Genomic DNA, 20,493 nt, shown 5'->3' with positions numbered 1-20,493 from the left:
AGAGATCCACATGACCGAGCAGCACGGCACCAATGAGGGCGCGCTGTGGGGTGGGCGTTTCGCCTCCGGTCCGGCCGCGGCCATGGCGGCGCTGAGCAAGTCGACACATTTCGACTGGGTCCTGGCGCCCTACGACATTCGCGCTTCCAAGGCGCACGCGCGCGTGCTGCACAAGGCCGGGCTGCTGTCCGCCGGTGATCTCGACGCGATGCTCGCCGGACTCGACGCCCTGGCCGCCGACGTGGCCTCGGGCGCGTACGGTCCCGCCGACTCCGACGAGGATGTGCACGGCGCGCTCGAGCGCGGGCTGATCGAGCGCGTCGGCGCCGAACTCGGTGGCCGCCTGCGTGCGGGCCGGTCCCGGAACGACCAGGTGGCAACGCTTTTCCGGATGTGGTTGCGGGACGCGGTGCGCCGGATCGCCGCGGGCATGCTGGACGTGGTCGACGCGCTCGTGGCCCAGGCCGCCGCGAATCCGGACGCCGTCATGCCGGGCAAGACGCACCTGCAGGCCGCGCAGCCCGTGCTGCTCGCGCATCACCTGCTCGCGCACGCGCATCCGCTGCTGCGGGACATCGACCGCCTGCGCGACTTCGACAAGCGCGCCGCCATCTCCCCGTACGGTTCCGGCGCGCTCGCGGGCTCCTCGCTGGGCCTGGATCCCGAGGCGATCGCCGCGGACCTGAATTTCGATGCGGCCGCGTCCAATTCGATCGACGCCACCTCCTCGCGCGACTTCGCCGCCGAGGCCGCGTTCGTGCTGGCGATGACCGCCGTCGACCTCTCGCGCATGGCCGAAGAGGTGATCATCTGGAGCACACCGGAATTCGGCTACATCACCCTGGCCGACGCCTGGTCCACCGGCTCCTCGATCATGCCGCAGAAGAAGAACCCCGATGTCTCGGAGCTGACCCGCGGCAAGGCCGGTCGCCTGATCGGCAACCTCACCGGCCTGCTCGCGACCCTGAAGGCCCAGCCCCTGGCCTACAACCGTGACCTGCAGGAGGACAAGGAACCGGTCTTCGACTCGGTGGCCCAGCTCGAGCTCCTGCTCCCCGCGATCGCCGGCCTGGTGGCGACCCTGACCTTCCACACCGACCGCATGGCCGAGCTGGCCCCGGCCGGCTTCACCCTCGCCACCGACATCGCCGAATGGCTCGTCCGCCAGGGCGTCCCGTTCCGCGTGGCCCACGAGGCCGCCGGCGGCTGCGTCCGCGCCGCCGAGTCCCGCGGCGTGGGCCTGGACGAACTGACCGACGCCGAGTTCGCCGCCGTCGACCCCGCCCTGACCCCCCAGGTCCGCGAGGTCCTGACCGTCGAGGGCTCGATCGCCTCCCGCAACTCCCGCGGCGGCACCGCGGGCGTCCAGGTGGCGAAGCAGCTCGACGAGGTCCGCGCGGCCGCCGCCGACCAGCGCACCTGGCTGGCCTGAGACCCGCCCGGGGACATCGCTTACTCGAGTCGAATCCCTGTTCCCCGGACGGCCCGCTTGCCCCCGATATAACGTCCGTGTTATGAATTGGGGAGAGGTGGAGCTGGAATCGGAGATAGACGAGTGGTTCGACTCGCTCGATCAGGACGACCAGGAGACCGCGGCCTTCTACGTCGACCTGCTCGCTGAGCGGGGTGTACTACTCGGCGAGCCCTATACACGACAGCTACGGGGCAAGCTCCGAGAGCTTCGCTTCTACCTGACCCGAGACGCGGTGCGAATCACCTACTGGATCGCCCCCGGCAGGCGCATCATCCTGCTGACAGCGTTTCGGAAGCATCGCATGCACGAGGCCGCCGAGATCGAACGTGCGATGCGGGCGATGCGGCGCTGCGTTGCCGAAGCGCACACCGTGGACGAGGAGTGAATTCCATGGATGAACGCAAGAGCTGGTCGGAGAAGCGGGCCGAGATCATGGACCGCCCGGGGGCTGGGGCGGCATACGACGCCGCCCGGATTCGGTTCGAGCTCGGAGCGGCGGTGCGTGCGCGACGCGAGTCGCTCGGGCTCACCCAAGCCGAACTCGCCGAGCGGGCCGGTCTGAAACAGCCCGCGGTGGCCCGATTCGAGGCGGGGGGCACCATGCCCACGATTCCGATGCTCGAGCGATTCGCGGAGGCACTCGAGTTGCGGTTGCGCGTCGAATTCGATCTGCCGGAAGCGGGTTGAGGGGTTGACCGCGTGATGCCCGCCGCGGGGGCGCGGCGGGCATCACGTGTTCGCGAACTGTGTTATCCGCGACGGTAATTCATGTGTTTGCTGGCCGGGACGGCCGGGCGGCCGGGGCCGTGTACGCGGCCGGGGACCGTTTGGGACTTCTCCGGCTTGCCTCGGCGTTCGCGGCGGGAGAGGGGGCGATCGGCGGGCTCGGGGGAGTGGGACGCGGGCATGGAAGGCTGATCGGGCATGGTTCCTCCTGCGGACATGTGGGACCGACTCACCGGAAGCGGCCGGTCAGTATCGGAAGCGCCGCTGGGCGGCGGGAGACTCACGCCGGGGGACGCGTCGGGGCGTCGTGGCCGTCGGATCACGCGGGCGCACACGGCGCGGCGTCGGCCATCCGAACGTGAAGCGCGAGAAGCGCTCAGGAGTACAGGGGCATCCACATGCCGGACACCGTAACCGGACGACGCGATCGCGTGCCACCTATTTTTCGGGCGGTGTCCGGGGGACGGTCGCGCGGGCGCTCCCGGCGCGCGTGATCACCGTCGATATGCTGCGGGCATGACCCTATTTCTGCTGGCCCTGGCCATCGCGTGCGAGGTGACGGCGACGGTGTCGCTGAAGATCTCCGAAGGATTCACCAAGCTGGTGCCGTCGATCATCGTGGTCATCGGGTACGCCTCGGCGTTCTGGTTCCTGTCACAGGCGCTGAAGCGAGGGATGGGGATCGGGGTGGCCTACGGGATCTGGTCGGCGGTCGGCGTGGTCGCCATCGCGATCATCGGGGCGCTGTTCCTGAACGAGACGCTCACACCCGTGCAGATGGGCGGGATCGTCCTGGTGATCGCGGGGGTGCTGGCGCTCGAGCTGGGCGGAGCGCACTGAGCCGGCACCGCCCGCGCGCCGGACACGGTCAATCCTGTACGCGCACCTCGTATCCCGCGTCGGCGAGCGAGGTCAGCACCTCGTCCCGGTGGGCGGGCCCGCGGGTTTCCAGGGTGAGCAGCACCTCCACCTCGTCGATCGCCAGCCAGGCCCCGGTGCGCGAATGCACGACGTCCAGCACGCTCGCACCGGTGCGGCCCAGTTCGGCCAGCAGACCGCCGAGACTGCCCGGGCGGTCGGAGATGGTGATGCGCGCTGCCAGGTAGCGGCCCGCCGCGCTGAGCCCGTGCCCGATGACATGGGTCAGCAGCAGCGGGTCGATGTTGCCGCCGGACAGCACCGCGCAGACCTGCCCGCGCAGCGCGAGTTCGTCCGCGGCGCAGGACATGAGCGCGGCCACCGCCGCCGCTCCCGCCGGCTCGACGATGAGTTTGGCGCGTTCCATGCACAGCAGCAGCGCCCGCGAGAGCGCGTCCTCGTCGACGGTGAGAATCGCGGGCGCGCAATCGAGTACGTGCGCGAACGGGACCTCGCCGGGCATTCCCACCGCGATGCCGTCGGCCATGGTGGACATCTGGCCGAGCCGCACCGGTTTTCCGGCCTCGAGCGATCCCGGCCAGGCCGCCGCGTTCGCCGCCTGCACGCCGATCACCCGGACCTCCGGCGCCAGTTCGCGCAGGGTGGCCGCGATGCCCGCGAGCAGCCCGCCCCCGCCGGTGGGCACCAGCACCGTTTCCACCTCGGGCAGCTGCTCCAGTATCTCCAGCGCCACCGTGGCCTGCCCGGCCACGATGTCGGGGTGATCGAACGGGTGCACCAGGGTCGCCCCAGTCTGCTCCGCGAAAGTCAGTGCGGCCGTGAGCGCCTCGTCGATCGAATCCCCGACCTGGTGCACGGTCGCCCCGTACGCCCGGGTGGCCACCAGTTTCGGCAGGGCCGCGCCCACCGGCATGAACACCGTGGACTCGATGCCGAGCGAGGTCGCCGCCCACGCGACGCCCTGCGCGTGATTGCCCGCGCTGGCGGCCACCACCCCGAGTTCGCGCGCCGCCGCGGGCAGGTTCGCGATGCGGTTGTACGCACCGCGCGGTTTGAACGACCCGGTGCGCTGCAGGTTCTCGCACTTGAGCCACACGTCGTGCCCGGTGCGATCGGTCAGCGCCCGCGAGGCCACCACGGGGGTCCGGCGGATCACCGGCTCCAGCAGGGACGCGGCCGCCTCGACCCGCGCGACGATATCCATGGCGTCATGCTGCCAGGTGTTTGCGGCAGTGTCGCGTAGGACACCATGGCCCGTGGATTGTTGCGCCGGGCGGGCGATGGCGCGATCGTGTTGCATGAGCAATTCCATCGCGATACCCCCGGAGGTGGCCGGCGTCCTCGAACGCCACTACACCGCGGAGTTCGCCACGCGCGCACGCGATCGCACCCCGATCGCCGTCCCCGTCGCCCCGCTCTGGCTGCCCGAACGCGGCGCCATCCTGGTGAGCACCGGAATCGGGTTCCCCTACAAGGCTTTCAACGCCCGGCGCGACCCCAAGGTCTCCCTGCTCTACTCCAATCCCACCGCCGGCGGACTCGATGATCCGCCCGTGGTCCTGGTGCAGGGCAATGCCGTGGTTTCCGAAATCGTCACCTGGGACGAGGAATTGGAGCGCCAGTGGCGCAAGGTCTGGGCACAGAGCCCCAAGGGCATCGCCGGTGACGCCATCACCCGCCGCGTGTTCTGGTGGTACTACATGCGCCTGAAAATCACCGTCGAACCCGTTCGCATCCGCTGGTGGCCGGGCCGGGACATGACCGCCGTACCCCACGAGGCGGCGCTGCCCGGCTACGAGAACGTGACCCACGCCGACGGGCCGCCGCACCCCGCCGGATCTCCGTTCGCGGATGCCCCGCCGCCGCACCCTGCCGGATCCCCGTTCGCGGATGGCCCGCCGCCGCATCCGAACGCCCCGCATCCGCCCGGCGGCCGGCCGCACCCCGGCTCGCCGCCGCCGCATCCACAGCATCCCGAGCGGCCGGAAGGGGCGCGGTAATGGGTTTGGTTCAGGATATTCACCACGCGCTCTACCGTTTTCCCGACGGCGTCGTGCTGACCGCCGACAGCCCGGCCGGCTATCCGGTGAGTCTGCGCTGCCACCCCGGTCCACGCGGCGGCTCACTGGTGCTGGCGCGGCCCAAATGGTTCGACGCGATGGACGGCCCGGCGTCCATGCTGGCCCACAGTCACGACGCGGAGGGCGGGAGCACGCGGTCCGTGCAGATCCGCGGGAGCATTCGCGCCGAAGGCATCGACCTCGTCTTCACCCCCACCGGATTCGAGGAATACACCGGTTCGGCGACGCAGGGTCTGCGCCTGAGCCGCAAGGCGAGCCGCGCGGCCAAGGAGTATCTGCGCCGGCGCGGCCTGGCCCGCCCCGCGGTGCCGTGGGACCGCATCAAGGCAGCCCGGGCGGAGGTCGAGCGCGGGAAGTAGCCCGGCACTCGCGGTAATCAACCCGGCACTCGGGAACAGGTGCGGGTCGGTCGATTCGCGTGCTTCGCCACGCGGCGGGACCGGGCGCGGCCCGAATTTTCGGACTCGGCTCCACGGCTCGGTCTAATGTTCGCGTCGAACGCGCTGACCTGCGCCTTTTCCGCTCCACCTCCACCATTTCGGAAGAGAGGGAAGCTGTGCCGACAACCTCGAAGATCATTGCCGCACTCGCTGTTTCCGCCGCTTTCGCAATGGCTCCCGCGGCGCTGCCCACGGCCGCGGCCACCCCCATGGCCAGCTGTTCCGGCGGCGACTTCCGCTGGACCGCCGTCAACGGCGCGATCGACATGACGCCCAAGGACCTGGTCTTCACCTCGGTCGGGCGGCTGTGGGGCTGCACGGGCGCCGACGACATCACCGGCGGCACGTTCACCGGCGTGCACACCGCCGCCTCGGATTGCATGCATCCCGCCGACGGGCCCATCACGGTGCACATCGTCTGGTCGAACGGCGAGCGGAGCACGCTGTGGGGGCACTGGCCGGTGACGATGATGCAGCCCGCGGTCGGGCCGCTCGAGGTCATCAGCGGCGTCGGCGTGGGCGAGCGGGTCACCGTCGTCGCCGAGTACGAGATGATGACCCCGGACATGGTGATGGGCTGTATGGGCCCGGGCGTGCGGACGGGTCCGGGCAGGGTGAGCGCCAGCATGATGTGATCGCCGATCGCACCCGGAGCGCCGCTCGTCCCTTGCCGGGACGGGCGGCGTTCTCGTTTCTCGAATTTGCCACGGGTTGTCCAGCGCATCATTCCGAGCCCTTTTCGCGGGCCGCGAAAAACCGCACGGAATTGCGTATTCAAGCCCACACCCGCAAAACATGCTTTAGAAAAGCGCAATTAGTAGCGTGAGGGACATGCAGCTCTCCAGGTTCACCGATCTCGGACTGCGTGCGCTCATGCGATTGGCCGTGAGCGGTGACGCGCAGGAGCGCGTCACCGTCAAACTCATTGCGCGACAGGTGAACGCGTCCGAGAACTATGTGGCGAAGGCGGTCTCCCGGCTCGTCGAACTGGGCTACGTGCAGTCCCAGCGCGGGCGCACCGGCGGCATCTTCCTGACCGATCGGGGCCGGACCGCGACCGTGGGCACCATGGTCCGCGAACTCGAGGGCGATGCCGAGGTCATCGACTGCCTGGGCGAAAATCCGTGCCCGCTGGCGAGTGCCTGCCGTTTGCGCGGAATTCTCGCGCAGGCGCGGGACGCCTTCTATCGGCAGCTGGACGGCTACACCCTCGCCGACCTGGTGGACCGGCGCACCGTGGAGTTGCTGCACATGCCGGTGATCCCGGCGGCCGTATTCGAAGAACAGGAGTCACCGTCATGACGTTCGCGCCGGAAGCCGTGGTCGAGGCCGTCCCCGAACTCGAACCCGAACACGCCGCGGTGATCCGCGCGACGCTGCCGCTGATCGCGGCGAACATCGACGCCATCACCGCGCGCTTCTACACCGAACTGTTCGACGCGCACCCGGAACTGCTGCGGGACCGCTTCAATCGCGGCAATCAGCGCCTGGGTGCGCAGCAGCGGGCGCTCGCGGCCTCGATCGCCACGTACGCGAGCCATCTGGTCGATCCCGCCCTGCCGCATCCGCGCGAGCTGCTCGCCCGGATCGGGCACAAGCACGCCTCGCTCGGGGTCACCGCGCCCGAGTACCGCGTCGTGCACGAGCACCTGTTCGCCGCCATCGTGGCGGTGCTGGGCGCCGATGTGGTGACGGCGGACGTCGCGGCCGCCTGGGATCGCGTCTACTGGCTCATGGCCACCGCGCTCATCGACCTGGAGACCGGGTTGTACGAGGGCGCGGGCGTCGCACCGGGCGATGTGTTCCGCGAGACGCGGGTCGTGCGGCGAATCGACGATCCCTCGGGCGTCGCGACGTTCGAGGTGGAATCGGCGGATTCGTCCCGGCCGCTCCCGGATTTCCTTCCGGGGCAATATATTTCGGTGGGCGCCGACCTGCCCGACGGCGCCCGGCAGTTGCGCCAGTACAGCCTCACCAATCGCTCGGGCGACGGCCGGCTCGCCTTCGCGGTGCGCCGGGTCGCGGCCGGAGCCGACGGTCCCGCGGGTGAGGTCTCGGTCTGGCTGCACGACAACGTCGGCGCGGGGGACCGACTTCAGGTGACGCTGCCCTTCGGCGATCTCACGATCGATCCGGCCGCCGACACCCCCGTGGTGCTGATCTCCGCGGGCATCGGCATCACCCCGATGGTGGGCATCCTGAATCATTTGAGCGCCTGCGCGTCCGAGCGCCGTGCGCTGGTGCTGCACGCGGATCGTTCGGCCGCGACGCATCCGCTGCGCGAGCAAGCCGGCGAACTCGTCGCCGGCCTGCCCGCCGCGCGGGCGCGCACCTGGTACGAGACCGACGGTCGCATGGACCTGTCCCGCATCGAGCTGCCCGCGGACGCCGACTTCTATCTGTGCGGCGGCGCGGGCTTCCTGCAGGCGCTGCGTGCCCAGCTACTGGCTCTCGGAATCCCGAGTGACCGAGTGCATGTCGAGCTGTTCACGCCCAACGACTGGCTGCTCGACGCCTAGCGGGAACCGCTGTGCCACGCCCGCTCCGCGAGCGCGAGCACCTGCGGCAGCCACGGCGTGTACCCGGTGGGTACCAGCGACATGTTCGATCGCAGTTCGCCGATGCCGACCCAGGCGAAGTCGTCGACCTCTTCCGGGTTCGGACGCGGCGCGGCCTCGTCACCCCAGCCGATGAGCACGTGGTCGAACTCGTACTCCACGCGCCCGGTGGCCGGATCCGCCGCCTGATAGACGAAGGCTCCGACCTCGGTCAGCCGCGCGGCCATGCCCATTTCCTCGTCCAGGCGCACCGCGGCGGCGTCGGCCACCGGCTGCCCGGGCAGGGGATGCCCGCAACAGGTGTTGGTCCACAGCCGCGGGAAACGGGTCTTGACCCCGGCCCGCTGCTGCAGCAGCACCTGCCCGTCGGCGTCGAAGAGCAGGACCGAGAAGGCGCGATGCAGGCGCCCGGGCGCGGTATGGGCCGCCGCTACCGGCAGCGACCCGGCCGCCCGGCCCTGCTCGTCGACGAGCTCGACGAGCAGGGATTCACGATCGACCGCCGGGGTGGCGTCGGAAGTGTCGAGATAGCCGGTCACCTGCCTACCTTATCGGCGGTGATCATCAGGTACTGGAAGCTGCCCTCCTTGTACGAGGTCAGGAACGGCTTCTCCACGCCGGTGGCCAGCTCGGAGTGGGTGCGCAGTTCCCAGTACGGGATGGTCGCCGGGGTCAGGTCGGTAACCGCCACCGGGACCAGGTTATTGGCCGCCAGGGCCTTGAAATACGTGCTGCGCGGGTGGATGTTGCAGCCGTAGTGCGCGTCGATCCAGCTCACCGACGCCGACCGCGCGCCGAAGACGTCGTTGGAGCAGCCGGTGATGCACACGTAGCGCCCGCCCGGCTCGAGCAGCCGCGAGAACTCGGCGAAGAGCTCGAAAAGGTCCACGTACATGGTGGTTTCGTTGGTCCAGATGCCGCGCCGGGAGCCGGTCTCGAAGCCGGTGTCCAGCATGTTCTTGAAGTGGAACCGCACCTTGTCGGTGACCCCGCGCTCCACGGCCTGGTCGTTGGCGAAGCCGGCCTGGTACTCGGAGATGGTGACGCCGTCCACGGCGCAGCCGAAACGCTGATTGGCCATGAAGCTGGTGCCGCCGCGCCCGGATCCGCCGTCCATGAGCCGATCGCCGGGCCGGACGTCGCCGAGCTGATCCAGCAGCGCGTCCGCCTGCGCGGTCTCGAGCCGGTGCAGCTCCTTGACCAGGCGTTCCTGCCGGGTGTCTTCCGGGCCCTCCAGGACCGAGAGGTCGGGTTCGCCGATGCCGTAGTGGTGGTGGTAGAGCCCGTCCACCTCGCCGAGCTTGGTGTTGACCCGATCGTCGTTGGGATTGTTGTTCCAGTACGCGGCGACCGACTTCTGGTATTCGGTGCGCAGGACGCCGTCGGCCTGGGGGTCGATCATGGTCATGGCAGATCATCCTCTCGATCACTGATGTGCTGTAGGAGAACGGGATCCGGTCTCCGAGATCAGGAACGCTCGGCAGGTCGCACCGAGTCGGAACAAGCCTTGGGTTCGGAAAGCCCTGGGGCTCAGGGGTTGTCGCGCCGCGGCGGCGGTACGGATGGCGCGCCGGACGGCGGCCGGCGCGGGGCCACGGTGGTGGCGCGCGCCGGGCCCGCCCGGGACGGCCGCCGTAGTGGAACGGCGGCCGCCCGGGGCGGAGTCACCGGGATGTGTTGTCGCGGTGGCGATCGTGCGGCGGGCGGGTGCGGATGGTGCGGTGCGCCGGTGCGCGGATCCCAACCCCAGGGGCCCGAGCAGCCGTTCCGGTGGCCGTCGCGTCCTCGCGTCCGGCCGTTCCACCGCGTTGCCGCGTACCGCGCCCGCCGGTGGCGGACGCGGCGCGCCTCAGTCCGACTGGCGGGCCACCAGCACGTTGTCGAGGATGCCGAGCGCGTCGGGCACCAGGACCGCGGCCGAGTAGTAGCAGCTCACCAGGTACGAGATGATCGACTGATCGTCGATGCCCTTGAAGCGCACGTTCAGGCTGGGCTCGTATTCGTCCGGAATGCCGATCTGGTGCAGGCCGATCACGCCCTGCTCCTTCTCCCCGACGCGCATGGCCATGATCGAGGTGGTCTGCGTGCCGCTGACCGGGATCTTGCCGCACGGGAAGATCGGCACCCCGCGCCAGGCGGGCACCCGCCGGCCGTCGATGTCCACCGGGTCCGGGTACAGACCGCGTTTGCTGCACTCGCGGCCGAACGCCGCGATGGCCTTGGGGTGTGCGAGGAAGAACGTGGTGCTGCGCCGCATGCTCAGCAGCTCGTCCATGTCGTCCGGGGTCGGCGGGCCGGACTCGGTGTAGATGCGCTGCTTGAGATCGCAGTTGTTGATCAGGCCGTAGTCCGGGTTGTTGACCAGGTCGTATTCGCGGCGCTCGTACATGGCCTCGATGGTCAGGCGCAGCTGCTGCTCGACCTGGTCCATCGGGTCGTTGAACAGATCCGCGACGCGGCTGTGCACGCGCAGCACGGACTGCGCGAGGCTGAGCTCGTATTCGCGGGGCTGGGAGTCGTAGTCGACGAAGGTGCCGTCGAGCAGCGGTTCCCCGGAATGGCCCGAGGCGACCACGATTTCGGCCTCGCCGTACTTGTTCTGCGATTTGGGCGGCGCGGAGGCGACAGCGGACAGATGATCCGCGAGCGCGGGAATGTTCTCGCTGAGTTCGCCGAGTCCGGCGCGCGGCAGGACGAGCATGGTGCAGGGGGTGACGGTCTTGACGGTCACCGGCCAGATGCCGGACGGCTCGACCAGCATCTCGTCGCCGAAATAGTCACCGCCGGCCAGCATGCCGAGTTTGGTGACCTCGCCGTATTCGCCGGTGCCGAGTTTGGTGAGCTTGCCGTGCACGATCAGCATGACCTGATCCATCGGGTTGCCGAATTCGGCGACGACGGTGCCCGGCGCGAGGTCGCGCTGTTCGAATCGCGCGGCGATGGCGGCCAGCGCCTCTTCGTCGTCGAAGCCGCGCAATTGCGGCAATTCCTGCAGCTCGGCCGGAATCACCCGGGCATTGGGGCCGTTGATGATGAATTCCACCTCGCCGTTGCCCACGGTGTGGGTGAGCCGGCGGTTCACGCGGTAGACGCCACCTTTGACCTGCACCCACGGCAGGCTGCGGGTCAACCAGCGCGAGCTGATGCCCTGCATTTGCGGTTCGGATTTGGTGGTGTGCGCCAGCTGGTGGGCGGCAGTGGTACTGAGGGTTTTGCGCTGGCCATTGGTTTCGGCGTGAATGGGCAATTCGATGGTCATGCTGCGGTCCTCACCTCGAAGGGCCACCGGGGACGGCACGCTAGCGCAGGAGTCCACGGCGAAACGGCAGGTCCGATGGGGGCCTGCTGAAATTAGACATGGGGATGAAAAGACAAGCGAGACAGTGCGTTCCAGCGATACCGATGGTAGATCGCGAACTTCGGCACGCGCAGCCAAACGCATAAACATGATGACTGGCGCATTGCTATGACCGGCGTGTCCGGGCTTCGCGGACTCGCAGAAACACGGCGGTATTCGGCGTGTCGTGGCTGCGACCCGCAGTGTGACCGGGCGAACTTGTTCGCGGATGGGTGTATTCGCAGGTTTACAGGATCTCGCTGAAAGATTGCTCTGCCGCTAAATAGCGGTCGGTCGGTATTGGTAGCCCACATGGTGCTGGTCACAGCCGCCACGCGCTAGGGTGGCTCTATGGCAAGCTCATCTGGACGCGTTGGGGCGGATAACGCAGGTCACAAGCAGGATGGGTCTGGGAGCGAAGCCGTGAAATTCAGTACGAAGTCCGTTGTCGGGCCGATGCAGCGCCTGATGGCGACCGCCCAGAACGGGCTGGAGGTGATCCGGTTCGGGGGACTGGTTCACGACATCGAATCGTCGCCGTACGAAATCGTCGAGCGCAAGCGCATGTACCGGCTGCGGCACTACTTCCCGGACGACCTCGGCGCCGATCGGCCCGCGGTGGTGCTGGTGCCCCCGCTCATGGTGACCGCCGAGATCTGGGACGTGAACGGCGTGGACGGGGCCGTGGGCATTCTGCACCAGGCCGGAATCGATTGCTGGGTGGTCGATTTCGGCTCGCCCACCACCGAGGAGGGCGGCTGGGACCGCGACCTCGCCGACCACGTGCTCGCGGTCAGCAGCGCCATCGACACGGTCACCGAATTGACCGGGCGCGGTGTGCATCTCATGGGCTACTCGCAGGGCGGCATGTTCGCCTACCAGACCGCGGCCTACCGGCACGGCAAGGGCGTGGAGTCCATCGTCACCTTCGGCAGCCCGGTGGACGCGGTGGCGGGCATGCCCTTCGGCATCCCGCACGGCCTGGCCTCCGACGCCGCCGACTTCCTGACCGATCATGTCCTGAACCGGCTGCCGATCACCGATTCCATGGTGCGGCTGGGCTTTCAGGCGCTGGATCCGGTCAAGACCGCCAAGGCGCGCCTGGACTTCCTGCGTCAGCTGCACGACCGCGAGGCGCTGCTGCCCAAGGAGCGTCAGCGCCGGTTCCTCGAGACCGACGGCTGGCTCGGCTACCCCGGGCCCGCGCTCACCGACCTGCTGCAGCAGTTCGTCAAGCACAACCGAATGATGCTGGGCGGCTTCGTCATTCGTGACCAGCCTATTTCGTTCGCGGACATCGCGAGCCCGATCCTCGCCTTCGTCGGCGAGGTCGACGACATCGGCCAGCCGGCCGCGGTGCGCGGCATCGTGCGGGCCGCGCCCAACGCCGACGTGTACGAAGCCAGCGTGGTGGCCGGGCATTTCGGCCTCGTGTCGGGCTCCACCGCCACCCGCAACACCTGGCCGCTGGTGCGCGACTGGGTCAACTGGCTCAGCGGGCGCGGCGATCTGCCCGCCCAGATCGACCACATGAGCCAGGAGGTGACGCGCAACGGACCGCGCACCGGGCTCACCCGCGTGGTGCACGCGGTCGGCACGCTCGCCGAGGCGGGCGCCGGGCTCGGCCGGGCCATCGAGGGCGTGGCGGGCCAGACCCTGCGCGGCACCGTCGAACTCGGTGGTGAGGCCGCGCGCGCCCTGCCGCGCCTGACCCGGCTCGGGATGATCCAGCCGCACACCCGCGTTTCGCTGGGCCGCCTGCTCGCCGAACAGGCGCGGCGTGGACCCGATCGCGAGGCGTTCCTGTTCGAGGATCGCGTGCACACCCACCGCGCGGTCAACACCCGCATCGACAACGTGGTGCGCGGGCTCGTCTCGGCGGGCGTGCGCCCGGCCGGGCGGGTCGGCGTGGTCATGGAGACCAGGCCCAGCGCCATGGTCGCCATCGCGGCGCTGTCGCGCATCGGCGCGGTCGCGGTGCTGCTGGCCCCGGGCAGCGAGCTGTCCAAGGTCGCCGAGCTGACCGGCGCGAAGCTGCTCATCTCCGATCCGGAGAATCTGCCCGCGGCGGCCGAGACCGGAATCCGGGTGCTGGTGCTCGGCGGCGGCGACGCCCGCACGCTGGACGTCCCCGCCGGTCGCGAGGTCGTCGACCTCGAGCAGATCGTGCCCGAGCAGGTGACGCTCCCCGCGTGGTACCGGCCCAATCCCGGCCTCGCGCGCGAGCTGGCGTTCATCCTGGTCACCGGTACCGGCGATCGGTTCGACATCAAGTACGTCACCAATCACCGCTGGGCGCTGTCGGCCTTCGGCACCGCCTCGGCGGCGGATCTGGACCGCAAGGACACCGTCTACTGCCTTGCGCCGCTGCATCATTCATCCGGTTTACTGGTGAGTCTGGGCGGTGCGGTGGCCGGTGGCAGCCGGATCGCGCTGGCCCGCTCGCTCGACCCCGCGCAGTTCGCCGCGGAGGTCCACCGGTACGGCGTCACGGTCGTCACCTACACCTGGACGATGCTGCGCGACATCCTGGACGCGGACACCTTCCCCAAGGGGCATTCGCACCCGATCCGGCTGTTCATCGGTTCGGGTATGCCCGCCGGGTTGTGGCGGCGCACCCAGGACCGTTTCGCCCCGGCGCGGGTGCTCGAGTTCTACGCCTCGATCGAGGGGGATGTGGTGCTGGCCAACGTGTCCGGCGCCAAGGTCGGCAGCAAGGGGCGCCCGGTGCCCGGCACCGCCAAGGTCGAGCTGATCGGCTACGACCCCGAAGGCGAGCAGATCCTGGTCGACGGCGCGGGTTTCGCCCGGCGCTGCGCCGACAACGAGGTGGGCCTGCTCATCGGGACAGCCTCGGACAGTGTGGATCTGTCCGCGGGCGGGCTGCGGGGTGTCTTCGCCCCCGGTGACTCCTGGATGCCGACCGAGAACCTGTTCCGCCGCGACAGCGACGGCGACTACTGGCTCATGGATCGCGTGGACACGGTCATCCGCACCCCGCGCGGCCCGGTGTTCACCCAGCCCATCGTCGATGTCCTCAACGACATCACCGCGGTGGACCTGGAGGTGGCCTACCGCCTGCCCGCCGCCGACCGCACCCTCGCGGTCGCCGCGGTGAGTGTCCGCGCCGGCCACCGCCTGACCCCCGCCGACGTCACCGAGGCCCTGCGCGCCCTGGCCCCCGACCAGCGCCCCGACCTCATCCACGTCGTGGACGACATCCCCCGCAGCTCGACGTTCCGCCCCTCGACCCGCGCCGTCCAGGCCGCCGGCCGCCCCGCCCCGGGCGAGGGAACCTGGTGGTACAACCGCGAGTCCGACCAGTACGAGGTCCTGACCCCGGAACTGGCCGAGCGCCTGGGCATCTGAGCGGGCCGGGCCCCGCGCGGGCGTGGTGCGGACGCGCGTGCCGTCGCGCGTGCGGACGACCCTGCCGGACGAGATCGCGGCGGTAGCATGCGAGAGGTGAATTCCCTTGTCGCGCGTGTGATGTCCACTGTCGCCGGTCAGCTCGGCAATCCGCACGGATTGCTGGGGCGAGGGACCGCCGCCGTCTTGAACCGGGCCAACCGGGTGCTCATCGACGAGGCGGTGATCGCGGCCGACCCGGGGGCGGGGGAGACGGCGGCGGACATCGGGTTCGGCGGCGGGGTCGGGTTGACGCTGCTGGGGGATCGGGTGGGGGACACCGGGCTGGTGTACGGGTTCGAGATCTCCGCGGACATGGTCGCGCGGGGGCGGGCGGGGCACGCGCAGGCGATCGCGGCGGGCACGCTGCGGATCGAGGAGGGGTCGCTGACCGCGCTGCCGGTCACCGACGGCGGCCTCGACGCGCTGATCACCGTCAACACCGTCTACTTCGTCGCCGAACTGGACCGGGTCGCCGCCGAGTTCGCCCGGGTGCTGAGCCCGGCCGGCCGCGCCGTGATCGGTATCGGCGACCCGGACGAGATGGCGCGAATGCCGTTCACCCGGTACGGGTTCCGGCTGCGCCCGGTCGCCGAGATCGTCGCCGTGCTGGAGGCCGCCGGGCTACGGGTGGAGCACCGGGTGGTCGAGCGCAAGCCGATGAACGGCCACCTGCTGATCGCCCGGCACGCCTAGCCGGAGGTTCGCGCCACCGAGCTAGACGGTGAAGCTGGTGACCCCGTCGATCACGCGCTCGATCTGCGCGGCGGACAGTCCCGGCCACAGCGGCAGGCGCACGACGGTCCCGGAGAACTCGGCGCTGCGCACGCACGGCACCGGGGTCCGGCCGAGCTTGAGCCCGGCGGGGCTCGAGTCCAGCGGAATGTAGTGGAACGGGGCCGAGATACCCAGCGCGCCAAGGTGTTTGATCAGGTCGTCGCGGCGGCTCTCGGTGGGCACGCGCAGGAAGTACAGGTGCGCGGTGTGCTCGCGGTCGTCCGGCACCGTCATGAGCCGGACGTCGTTGCGCGCCGCCCACTCCGGCAGCGCGGCGGCGTAGGAATCCCACACCCGGTGCCGGTTGGCCTGGATGACATCGAACTCGGCCAGCTGCGCGTCCAGCACCGCCGCGTTCAATTCGCTGGGCAGATAGCTGGATCCGATGTCCTGCCACGAGTACTTGTCCACCGCGCCGCGCAGGAACCGCGCCCGGTCCGTGCCCTTCTCGCGAATGATCTCCGCGCGCGCCATGAGGATCTCGTCGGTGAGCAGCAGCGCGCCGCCCTCGCCGCAGTGCACGTTCTTGGTGTCGTGGAAGCTCAGCGCGCCCACGGTGCCGATACTGCCCAGCGCGCGGCCCCGCCAGCGCCCGCCCAGCCCGTGCGCGTTGTCCTCGATGATCGCGAACCCGTGCGCGTCGGCGAGCTGCCGCAGCCCCTCCATGTCCGCGGCCACGCCACCGTAGTGAATGACCACCACGGCCTTGGTGCGCTCGGTGACCGCGGCGGCGACCGCCTCGGGATCGAGATTGCCGGTCGCGGCGTCGATATCGGCGAACACCACCGTCGATCCGCGCAGCGCCATCGAGGTCGCGGTGGAGGTGAAGGCGAAACTCGGGACGATGACCTCGTCCTCGGGCCCGAGTTCCAGTAGCAGCCCGGCCATTTCGAGCGCGTGCGTGCACGAGGTGGTCAGCAGCGCGAACGGCGCCTCGGTGATCGTCCGGAGCGTGGCCGTCGCGCTCGCGGTGAACTGCCCGTCGCCGTGGCTGTGATCGGAGGCGAGCACGGCCTCGAGGTTGCTCAGTTCCCGGCTCGCCCGGTACGGACGGCTGAAGATTACGCGGTCGGCACTCACGCGAGTCGGTCCCCTCTGGCGGTCGGTGGCAGCTCCGGTTCGTCCGGGCGGCGCGACGTCGTGCCGGGGCAGGAGACGGACGGAATCGGCATCGGCTGGATCAGCTTTCGATGCCGGTGTCGGCCGGCACTCCCCGACGGACGGCGGGGCCCGAGCTGTCGAACTCTAGCACGGTGCCCGGAGGGCGATTCCGCGCCGCCGGGGGTGGAATCGGCATGGGCATCGCGCCGGTGACGTGCGGGGCGCGGTGTAGTCTCTGGAACTCGTGGTCGACAGTGGAGCTCTCGATAGCCGGCGTGCGGTCTTCCGATGGGGAGCGGTCACCGCGATCGGCGTGCTACTCGGATACGCGGCGGTCCTGCTGGCCGACGCCCGCCACTTCTACACCGACGACACCGAATCCCAGTACGCCCCGATGTGGGTGATGATCGGCAACGCGCTGCGCGAGGGCCGGTTCCCGGTGATGGTGCCCGACCAGTGGATGTCGGGCAACTACACGATGGAGGAAGCGGGCCTGTTCAACCCGCCGCAGCTGCTGATCGATCTGATCGCGCCGTCGGTGCCGAACCTCGCGGTCTACGCCACCATCGTCAAACTCCTGTTCTCGATCATCGCCGGCCTCGGCGTCTACCGGGTGTGCCTGGCCTACGGCTCCCGCCCGGAGTGGTCGGCGGTCGCGGGTGTGGCCTTCCCGTTCACCGGCTTCTTCCTGTTCTTCGACACCGCCAGCTGGATGACCGCGCTCACCGGCACCGCGTGGATGCTGCACGCCTGGGCCGCCTCGGTCCGGTACGCGCGCGGGCAGGGCGGCCCGATTCCGGTCTTCGTCTTTCTCTACCTTGCGATTTCGGTCCAGTACATCTTCCCGGCCGTCGAGGCCGTGCTCATGCTGGTCGCGGTCGCGGTCGGCGAGATCGTGACCCGGCGCGCGTGGCCGCAGGTGCTGCGGCTCGCGGCGGCCGCGGGCTGCGCCGGGCTGGCCGGCCTGCTCACCTTCCTGCCGTCGATGCTCTCGGCGAAGGTGAGCTGGCGCGGGACCGCGCAGATCAACAACGACCAGTTCCTGACCGTGCCGTGGTCGGAATCGCTCAATGCCAGTCTGCCGAGCACCTTCCCGGCCTTCAGTTCGTGGTGGGGCTATGTGCAGCCGCTGCCCATGACCTATATCGCCTGGTTCCTGATTCCGGCGCTGGCGTTCGTGGACTGGCGGGCCGCGCGCGAGCACTGGAAGCAGTTCGTCTCCATCGGGCTGTTCGTGATCATGGCGCTGATGTGGACCGCCGGGCCCGGCACCATCGGACCGCTGCGCTGGCCCGCCCGCGTGCTGCCGATGCTCGCCGTCGGCCTGCTCATCCTGGTGTGCGTCCTGCTGGGCCGGTTCGGCACCGTGCGTGATTGGCGGGGTCGCGGCGCGGCCGCGGGCGTGCTGATCCTGCTGCTGTTCGTGCGGACCTTCTCCGCCGATCCGCGCGACGTGAGCTGGCACGTGCTCTCCGCGGTCGTGGTCGCCGCGCTCACCGCCGGCGCGGTGTGGCTGGGCCGCACCCGGGGCACGGCCGCGGCCTGCCTGCTGACCCTGATCGCGATCTTCCCCATCGCGTACTTCCAGGTCCGCAGCGTGCAGCCCAACCTGATGTCGTGGAACCTGCCCGCGAACCGGGAGGCGGCCAAGGCCGACTTCCCCGATTTCGCGGGCCGCAACATCCAGCTCGGCGACCGCGGGCTGATCGGGCCCGCCGACAAGAGCCTGGACGCCGCGTACGGCTCCCTCGTCTTCGGCAACTACGCCAAGGACCTGGAACTGAACTACGTCCAGGGCTACACCCCCAACGGCCACTTCTACTTCGGTGAGCTGCTGTGCATGCGCTGGGACGGCAGCGTCTGCCCCGACGCCTACCGGCGGATGTTCGCCCCCGAACCCACCACCGGCCGCACCCTGGTCGATCTCATGCTGCTGGACCGGGTGATCCTGCAGCGCGCCATGTTCCCCGACGCCCGCGATCAGCCCGCCCCCGCGGGCTGGCATTTCGCGGACTATCCGGGGCACGAGCGCTGGATCTCGGTGCTCGAGCGCGACGGCGGCCCGATCTCGGGCGTGAACGGCCGCGTCGCCGATGCCCGCGACGCCACCGCCACCTCGCTGTCCGAGACCGACACCACCAGCCGCGTCCGCGTGACCTCGGAGAACGGCGGCCGCGTGGTCTTCGCCCGGCTCGGCTGGCCCGGCTACCGCGCGACCCTGAACGGTCGCGACATCGATTTCACGACCGTCGCCAATTCCTTTGTCGCGGTGGATGTCCCGGCCGGAACCCAGGACGCGGAACTGGTGCTGACCTGGCGGCCGCCGGGCTGGAAGATCGGCATGGGCACCGCCGCCGCCGGACTCGCCGGGCTCGTCGCCCTGCAGTGGTACCACCTGCGCTCGCGCCGCCCGGACGAGGACGATCCGGCCGGTCCGGACAGCGAATCCACCCCCGAGGCGGATCGCGAACTGGCAGGCTCGGTTTCGTGAGTACCGCCGACTTCTCACCGGAAGCGATCGCGACACCGGACCGGGCGCCCGCCGCCGCCGAGCCCGCGCCCCCCGGCCTGCTGCTGCGCCTGGTGCGACGGCAGGAGGTCGCCTTCGCCCTGGTCGGCGGGTTCAATACCGCGCTCGGCATGGTCCTGACCGTGCTGTGGCTGTCGGTGCTGGAGGGCGAGGTCGCCAAGCCCGTCGCGGTGGCGCTGGCCCCCGCCCTGGCCTACGCGGTCAGTATCGTGGTGGCGTTCGTGCTGCATCGCACCCTGGTGTTCCGGGTCCGCGGGCACGCGCTGCGCGATTTTCTCGCCTTCTGCGGGGTGAATTCCGGCGGGCTGCTGTTGAATCTGCTGCTGTTGCAGCTGGCGGTCTCGGTGCTGCACGCGCCCGCCAAACCGGCGGCCGTGGTGGTGATGGGGCTGGTGGCGGTCCTGAGTTTCTTCGGGCACCGGCACATCTCGTTCCGCCGGAGCGAGGATTCCACCGCGTCGCATTCCTGAATTCACCGGGGTTCCACGCTCCAGCGGATGCGCGGATCCGGACAGATGGCTAGTTTGGGACATGGAAGCCGTTGTCCGCCATCAGTTCAGGAAACTCGTGAGTACCAGCTTCATCTATCGGCACGAAACGATCTACGGATTGCTGATGCGGGGGTTGTACGGCCGGCACTACGGTGCCAGGTACCGAGCCATCGCGGCGGCGATTCCCGACGGCGCGCAGGTGCTCGACCTCTGTTGCGGCCCGGCCACCCTCTATACGCGGTATCTGCGCGGAAAATCCGTGCGATACACGGGTTTGGATCTCAATGAGCGTTTCGTCGCCGGGCTCACCGCGGCGGGCGCGGACGGGCAGGTGTGGGACCTGCATTCGGCCCTGCCGCTACCGGCCGCCGATTACGTCCTGATGCAGGCGAGCCTGTACCACTTCCTGCCCGAACCCGAACCCGTCATCGATCGCATGCTGGCGGCCGCGCGGGAACGGGTGATCATCGCCGAGCCGATCAAGAACCTGACCTCGAGCGGCAATCGCGTGCTGGCCGGTCTCGGCGGTCGGTTCACCGATCCGGGTGACGGCGCGGCGGCGCATCGATTCACCGAGGACACCCTGGACGAGCTGTTCCGCGGCTACCCCGAACACGTCGTGGAGCGCACCCTCATCGCGGGCGGGCGCGAGAAGCTGTACGTGCTGCGGCCCTGAGTGGGCCGCCGGGGG

At 69.7% G+C, this 20,493-nt stretch carries 19 protein-coding genes; 14 read left to right on the top strand and 5 right to left on the bottom strand.

The genetic code is table 11. From position 1 onward, the window contains the following. Positions 1-10 precede the first annotated feature (10 nt). From argH to ACWDOP_RS15660, 4 genes are all read left to right on the top strand, one after another. Positions 11-1,432 (top strand): argininosuccinate lyase, encoded by a 1,422-nt coding sequence (gene argH, locus ACWDOP_RS15675; RefSeq protein WP_456345639.1) that lies wholly within the window; start codon positions 11-13, stop codon positions 1,430-1,432. An 82-nt stretch (positions 1,433-1,514) separates the two neighbouring features. Further along, positions 1,515-1,859: a type II toxin-antitoxin system RelE/ParE family toxin gene (locus tag ACWDOP_RS15670; protein WP_456345638.1), complete on the top strand. Its 345-nt coding sequence runs from the start codon at positions 1,515-1,517 to the stop codon at positions 1,857-1,859. Between the two features lie 5 nt (positions 1,860-1,864). Further along, a complete protein-coding gene (locus tag ACWDOP_RS15665) occupies positions 1,865-2,161 on the top strand; it encodes a helix-turn-helix domain-containing protein (RefSeq protein WP_454203862.1) in 297 nt (98 codons plus the stop codon). Between the two features lie 555 nt (positions 2,162-2,716). Then, positions 2,717-3,040 (top strand): DMT family transporter, encoded by a 324-nt coding sequence (locus ACWDOP_RS15660; protein ID WP_454203863.1) that lies wholly within the window; start codon positions 2,717-2,719, stop codon positions 3,038-3,040. Between the two features lie 28 nt (positions 3,041-3,068). Here the strand turns inward: ACWDOP_RS15660 and ilvA are convergent, their stop codons facing one another. Then, positions 3,069-4,283: a threonine ammonia-lyase gene (gene ilvA, locus ACWDOP_RS15655; protein WP_456345637.1), complete on the bottom strand. Its 1,215-nt coding sequence runs from the start codon at positions 4,281-4,283 to the stop codon at positions 3,069-3,071. 94 nt (positions 4,284-4,377) lie between these two features. On the opposite strand from ilvA, the gene ACWDOP_RS15650 reads away from it, so the two are divergent. From ACWDOP_RS15650 to ACWDOP_RS15630, 5 genes are all read left to right on the top strand, one after another. Next, positions 4,378-5,079, top strand: coding sequence for a hypothetical protein (locus ACWDOP_RS15650; RefSeq protein WP_456345636.1), 702 nt, complete (start codon positions 4,378-4,380; stop codon positions 5,077-5,079). Then, entirely contained in the window at positions 5,079-5,519 is a 441-nt protein-coding gene (locus tag ACWDOP_RS15645; RefSeq protein ID WP_456345635.1) for a hypothetical protein, read from the top strand. Before ACWDOP_RS15650 ends, ACWDOP_RS15645 begins: the two co-directional genes overlap by 1 nt. Positions 5,520-5,716: 197 nt before the next feature. Beyond that, on the top strand, positions 5,717-6,235 hold the full coding sequence (locus ACWDOP_RS15640) for a hypothetical protein (RefSeq protein WP_456345634.1): 519 nt from the start codon (positions 5,717-5,719) through the stop codon (positions 6,233-6,235). Between the two features lie 196 nt (positions 6,236-6,431). Continuing rightward, entirely contained in the window at positions 6,432-6,902 is a 471-nt protein-coding gene (locus ACWDOP_RS15635) for an RrF2 family transcriptional regulator (protein WP_456345633.1), read from the top strand. Continuing rightward, positions 6,899-8,119: a globin domain-containing protein gene (locus ACWDOP_RS15630; protein ID WP_456345632.1), complete on the top strand. Its 1,221-nt coding sequence runs from the start codon at positions 6,899-6,901 to the stop codon at positions 8,117-8,119. The genes ACWDOP_RS15635 and ACWDOP_RS15630 overlap by 4 nt, the downstream gene beginning before the upstream one ends. Here the strand turns inward: ACWDOP_RS15630 and idi are convergent. The 3 genes from idi to ACWDOP_RS15615 form a co-directional block, all read right to left on the bottom strand. Further along, the gene (gene idi / locus ACWDOP_RS15625) at positions 8,116-8,697 is read right to left on the bottom strand and encodes an isopentenyl-diphosphate Delta-isomerase (RefSeq protein ID WP_454203870.1); all 582 of its coding nucleotides are present in this window, start codon (positions 8,695-8,697) and stop codon (positions 8,116-8,118) included. The genes ACWDOP_RS15630 and idi overlap by 4 nt on opposite strands. Then, on the bottom strand, positions 8,694-9,566 hold the full coding sequence (locus ACWDOP_RS15620) for a geranyl diphosphate 2-C-methyltransferase (protein WP_456345631.1): 873 nt from the start codon (positions 9,564-9,566) through the stop codon (positions 8,694-8,696). Before ACWDOP_RS15620 ends, idi begins: the two co-directional genes overlap by 4 nt. Positions 9,567-10,007: 441 nt before the next feature. Next, positions 10,008-11,417, bottom strand: coding sequence for a family 2B encapsulin nanocompartment shell protein (locus tag ACWDOP_RS15615; RefSeq protein ID WP_456345630.1), 1,410 nt, complete (start codon positions 11,415-11,417; stop codon positions 10,008-10,010). A gap of 534 nt (positions 11,418-11,951) precedes the next feature. Between ACWDOP_RS15615 and ACWDOP_RS15610 the strand changes: the two genes are divergently transcribed. Next, positions 11,952-14,864, top strand: coding sequence for an AMP-binding protein (locus tag ACWDOP_RS15610; protein WP_456345743.1), 2,913 nt, complete (start codon positions 11,952-11,954; stop codon positions 14,862-14,864). Between the two features lie 96 nt (positions 14,865-14,960). Continuing rightward, positions 14,961-15,599 carry a methyltransferase domain-containing protein gene (locus ACWDOP_RS15605; protein ID WP_456345629.1) on the top strand — a complete coding sequence of 213 codons (639 nt, stop codon included), beginning with the start codon at positions 14,961-14,963 and terminating at the stop codon, positions 15,597-15,599. A 21-nt stretch (positions 15,600-15,620) separates the two neighbouring features. Here ACWDOP_RS15605 and rffA read toward each other — a convergent pair whose 3' ends face one another. Next, complete coding sequence (gene rffA, locus ACWDOP_RS15600) at positions 15,621-16,760, bottom strand: dTDP-4-amino-4,6-dideoxygalactose transaminase (protein ID WP_454203874.1); 1,140 nt, start codon at positions 16,758-16,760, stop codon at positions 15,621-15,623. 265 nt (positions 16,761-17,025) lie between these two features. Between rffA and ACWDOP_RS15595 the strand changes: the two genes are divergently transcribed. The 3 genes from ACWDOP_RS15595 (at position 17,026) to ACWDOP_RS15585 (ending at position 20,478) form a co-directional block, all read left to right on the top strand. Next, the gene (locus ACWDOP_RS15595) at positions 17,026-19,272 is read left to right on the top strand and encodes a hypothetical protein (protein ID WP_456345628.1); all 2,247 of its coding nucleotides are present in this window, start codon (positions 17,026-17,028) and stop codon (positions 19,270-19,272) included. After that, positions 19,269-19,781 (top strand): GtrA family protein, encoded by a 513-nt coding sequence (locus tag ACWDOP_RS15590; protein WP_454203876.1) that lies wholly within the window; start codon positions 19,269-19,271, stop codon positions 19,779-19,781. Before ACWDOP_RS15595 ends, ACWDOP_RS15590 begins: the two co-directional genes overlap by 4 nt. 97 nt (positions 19,782-19,878) lie before the next feature. Next, positions 19,879-20,478, top strand: coding sequence for a class I SAM-dependent methyltransferase (locus ACWDOP_RS15585; RefSeq protein WP_454203877.1), 600 nt, complete (start codon positions 19,879-19,881; stop codon positions 20,476-20,478). Positions 20,479-20,493 lie beyond the last annotated feature (15 nt).

The sequence above is a fragment of the Nocardia sp. NPDC003693 genome (assembly GCF_053981095.1).
Note: the sequence above shows the minus strand (reverse complement) of the source record. Positions and strands in the feature narration are given on the sequence as shown.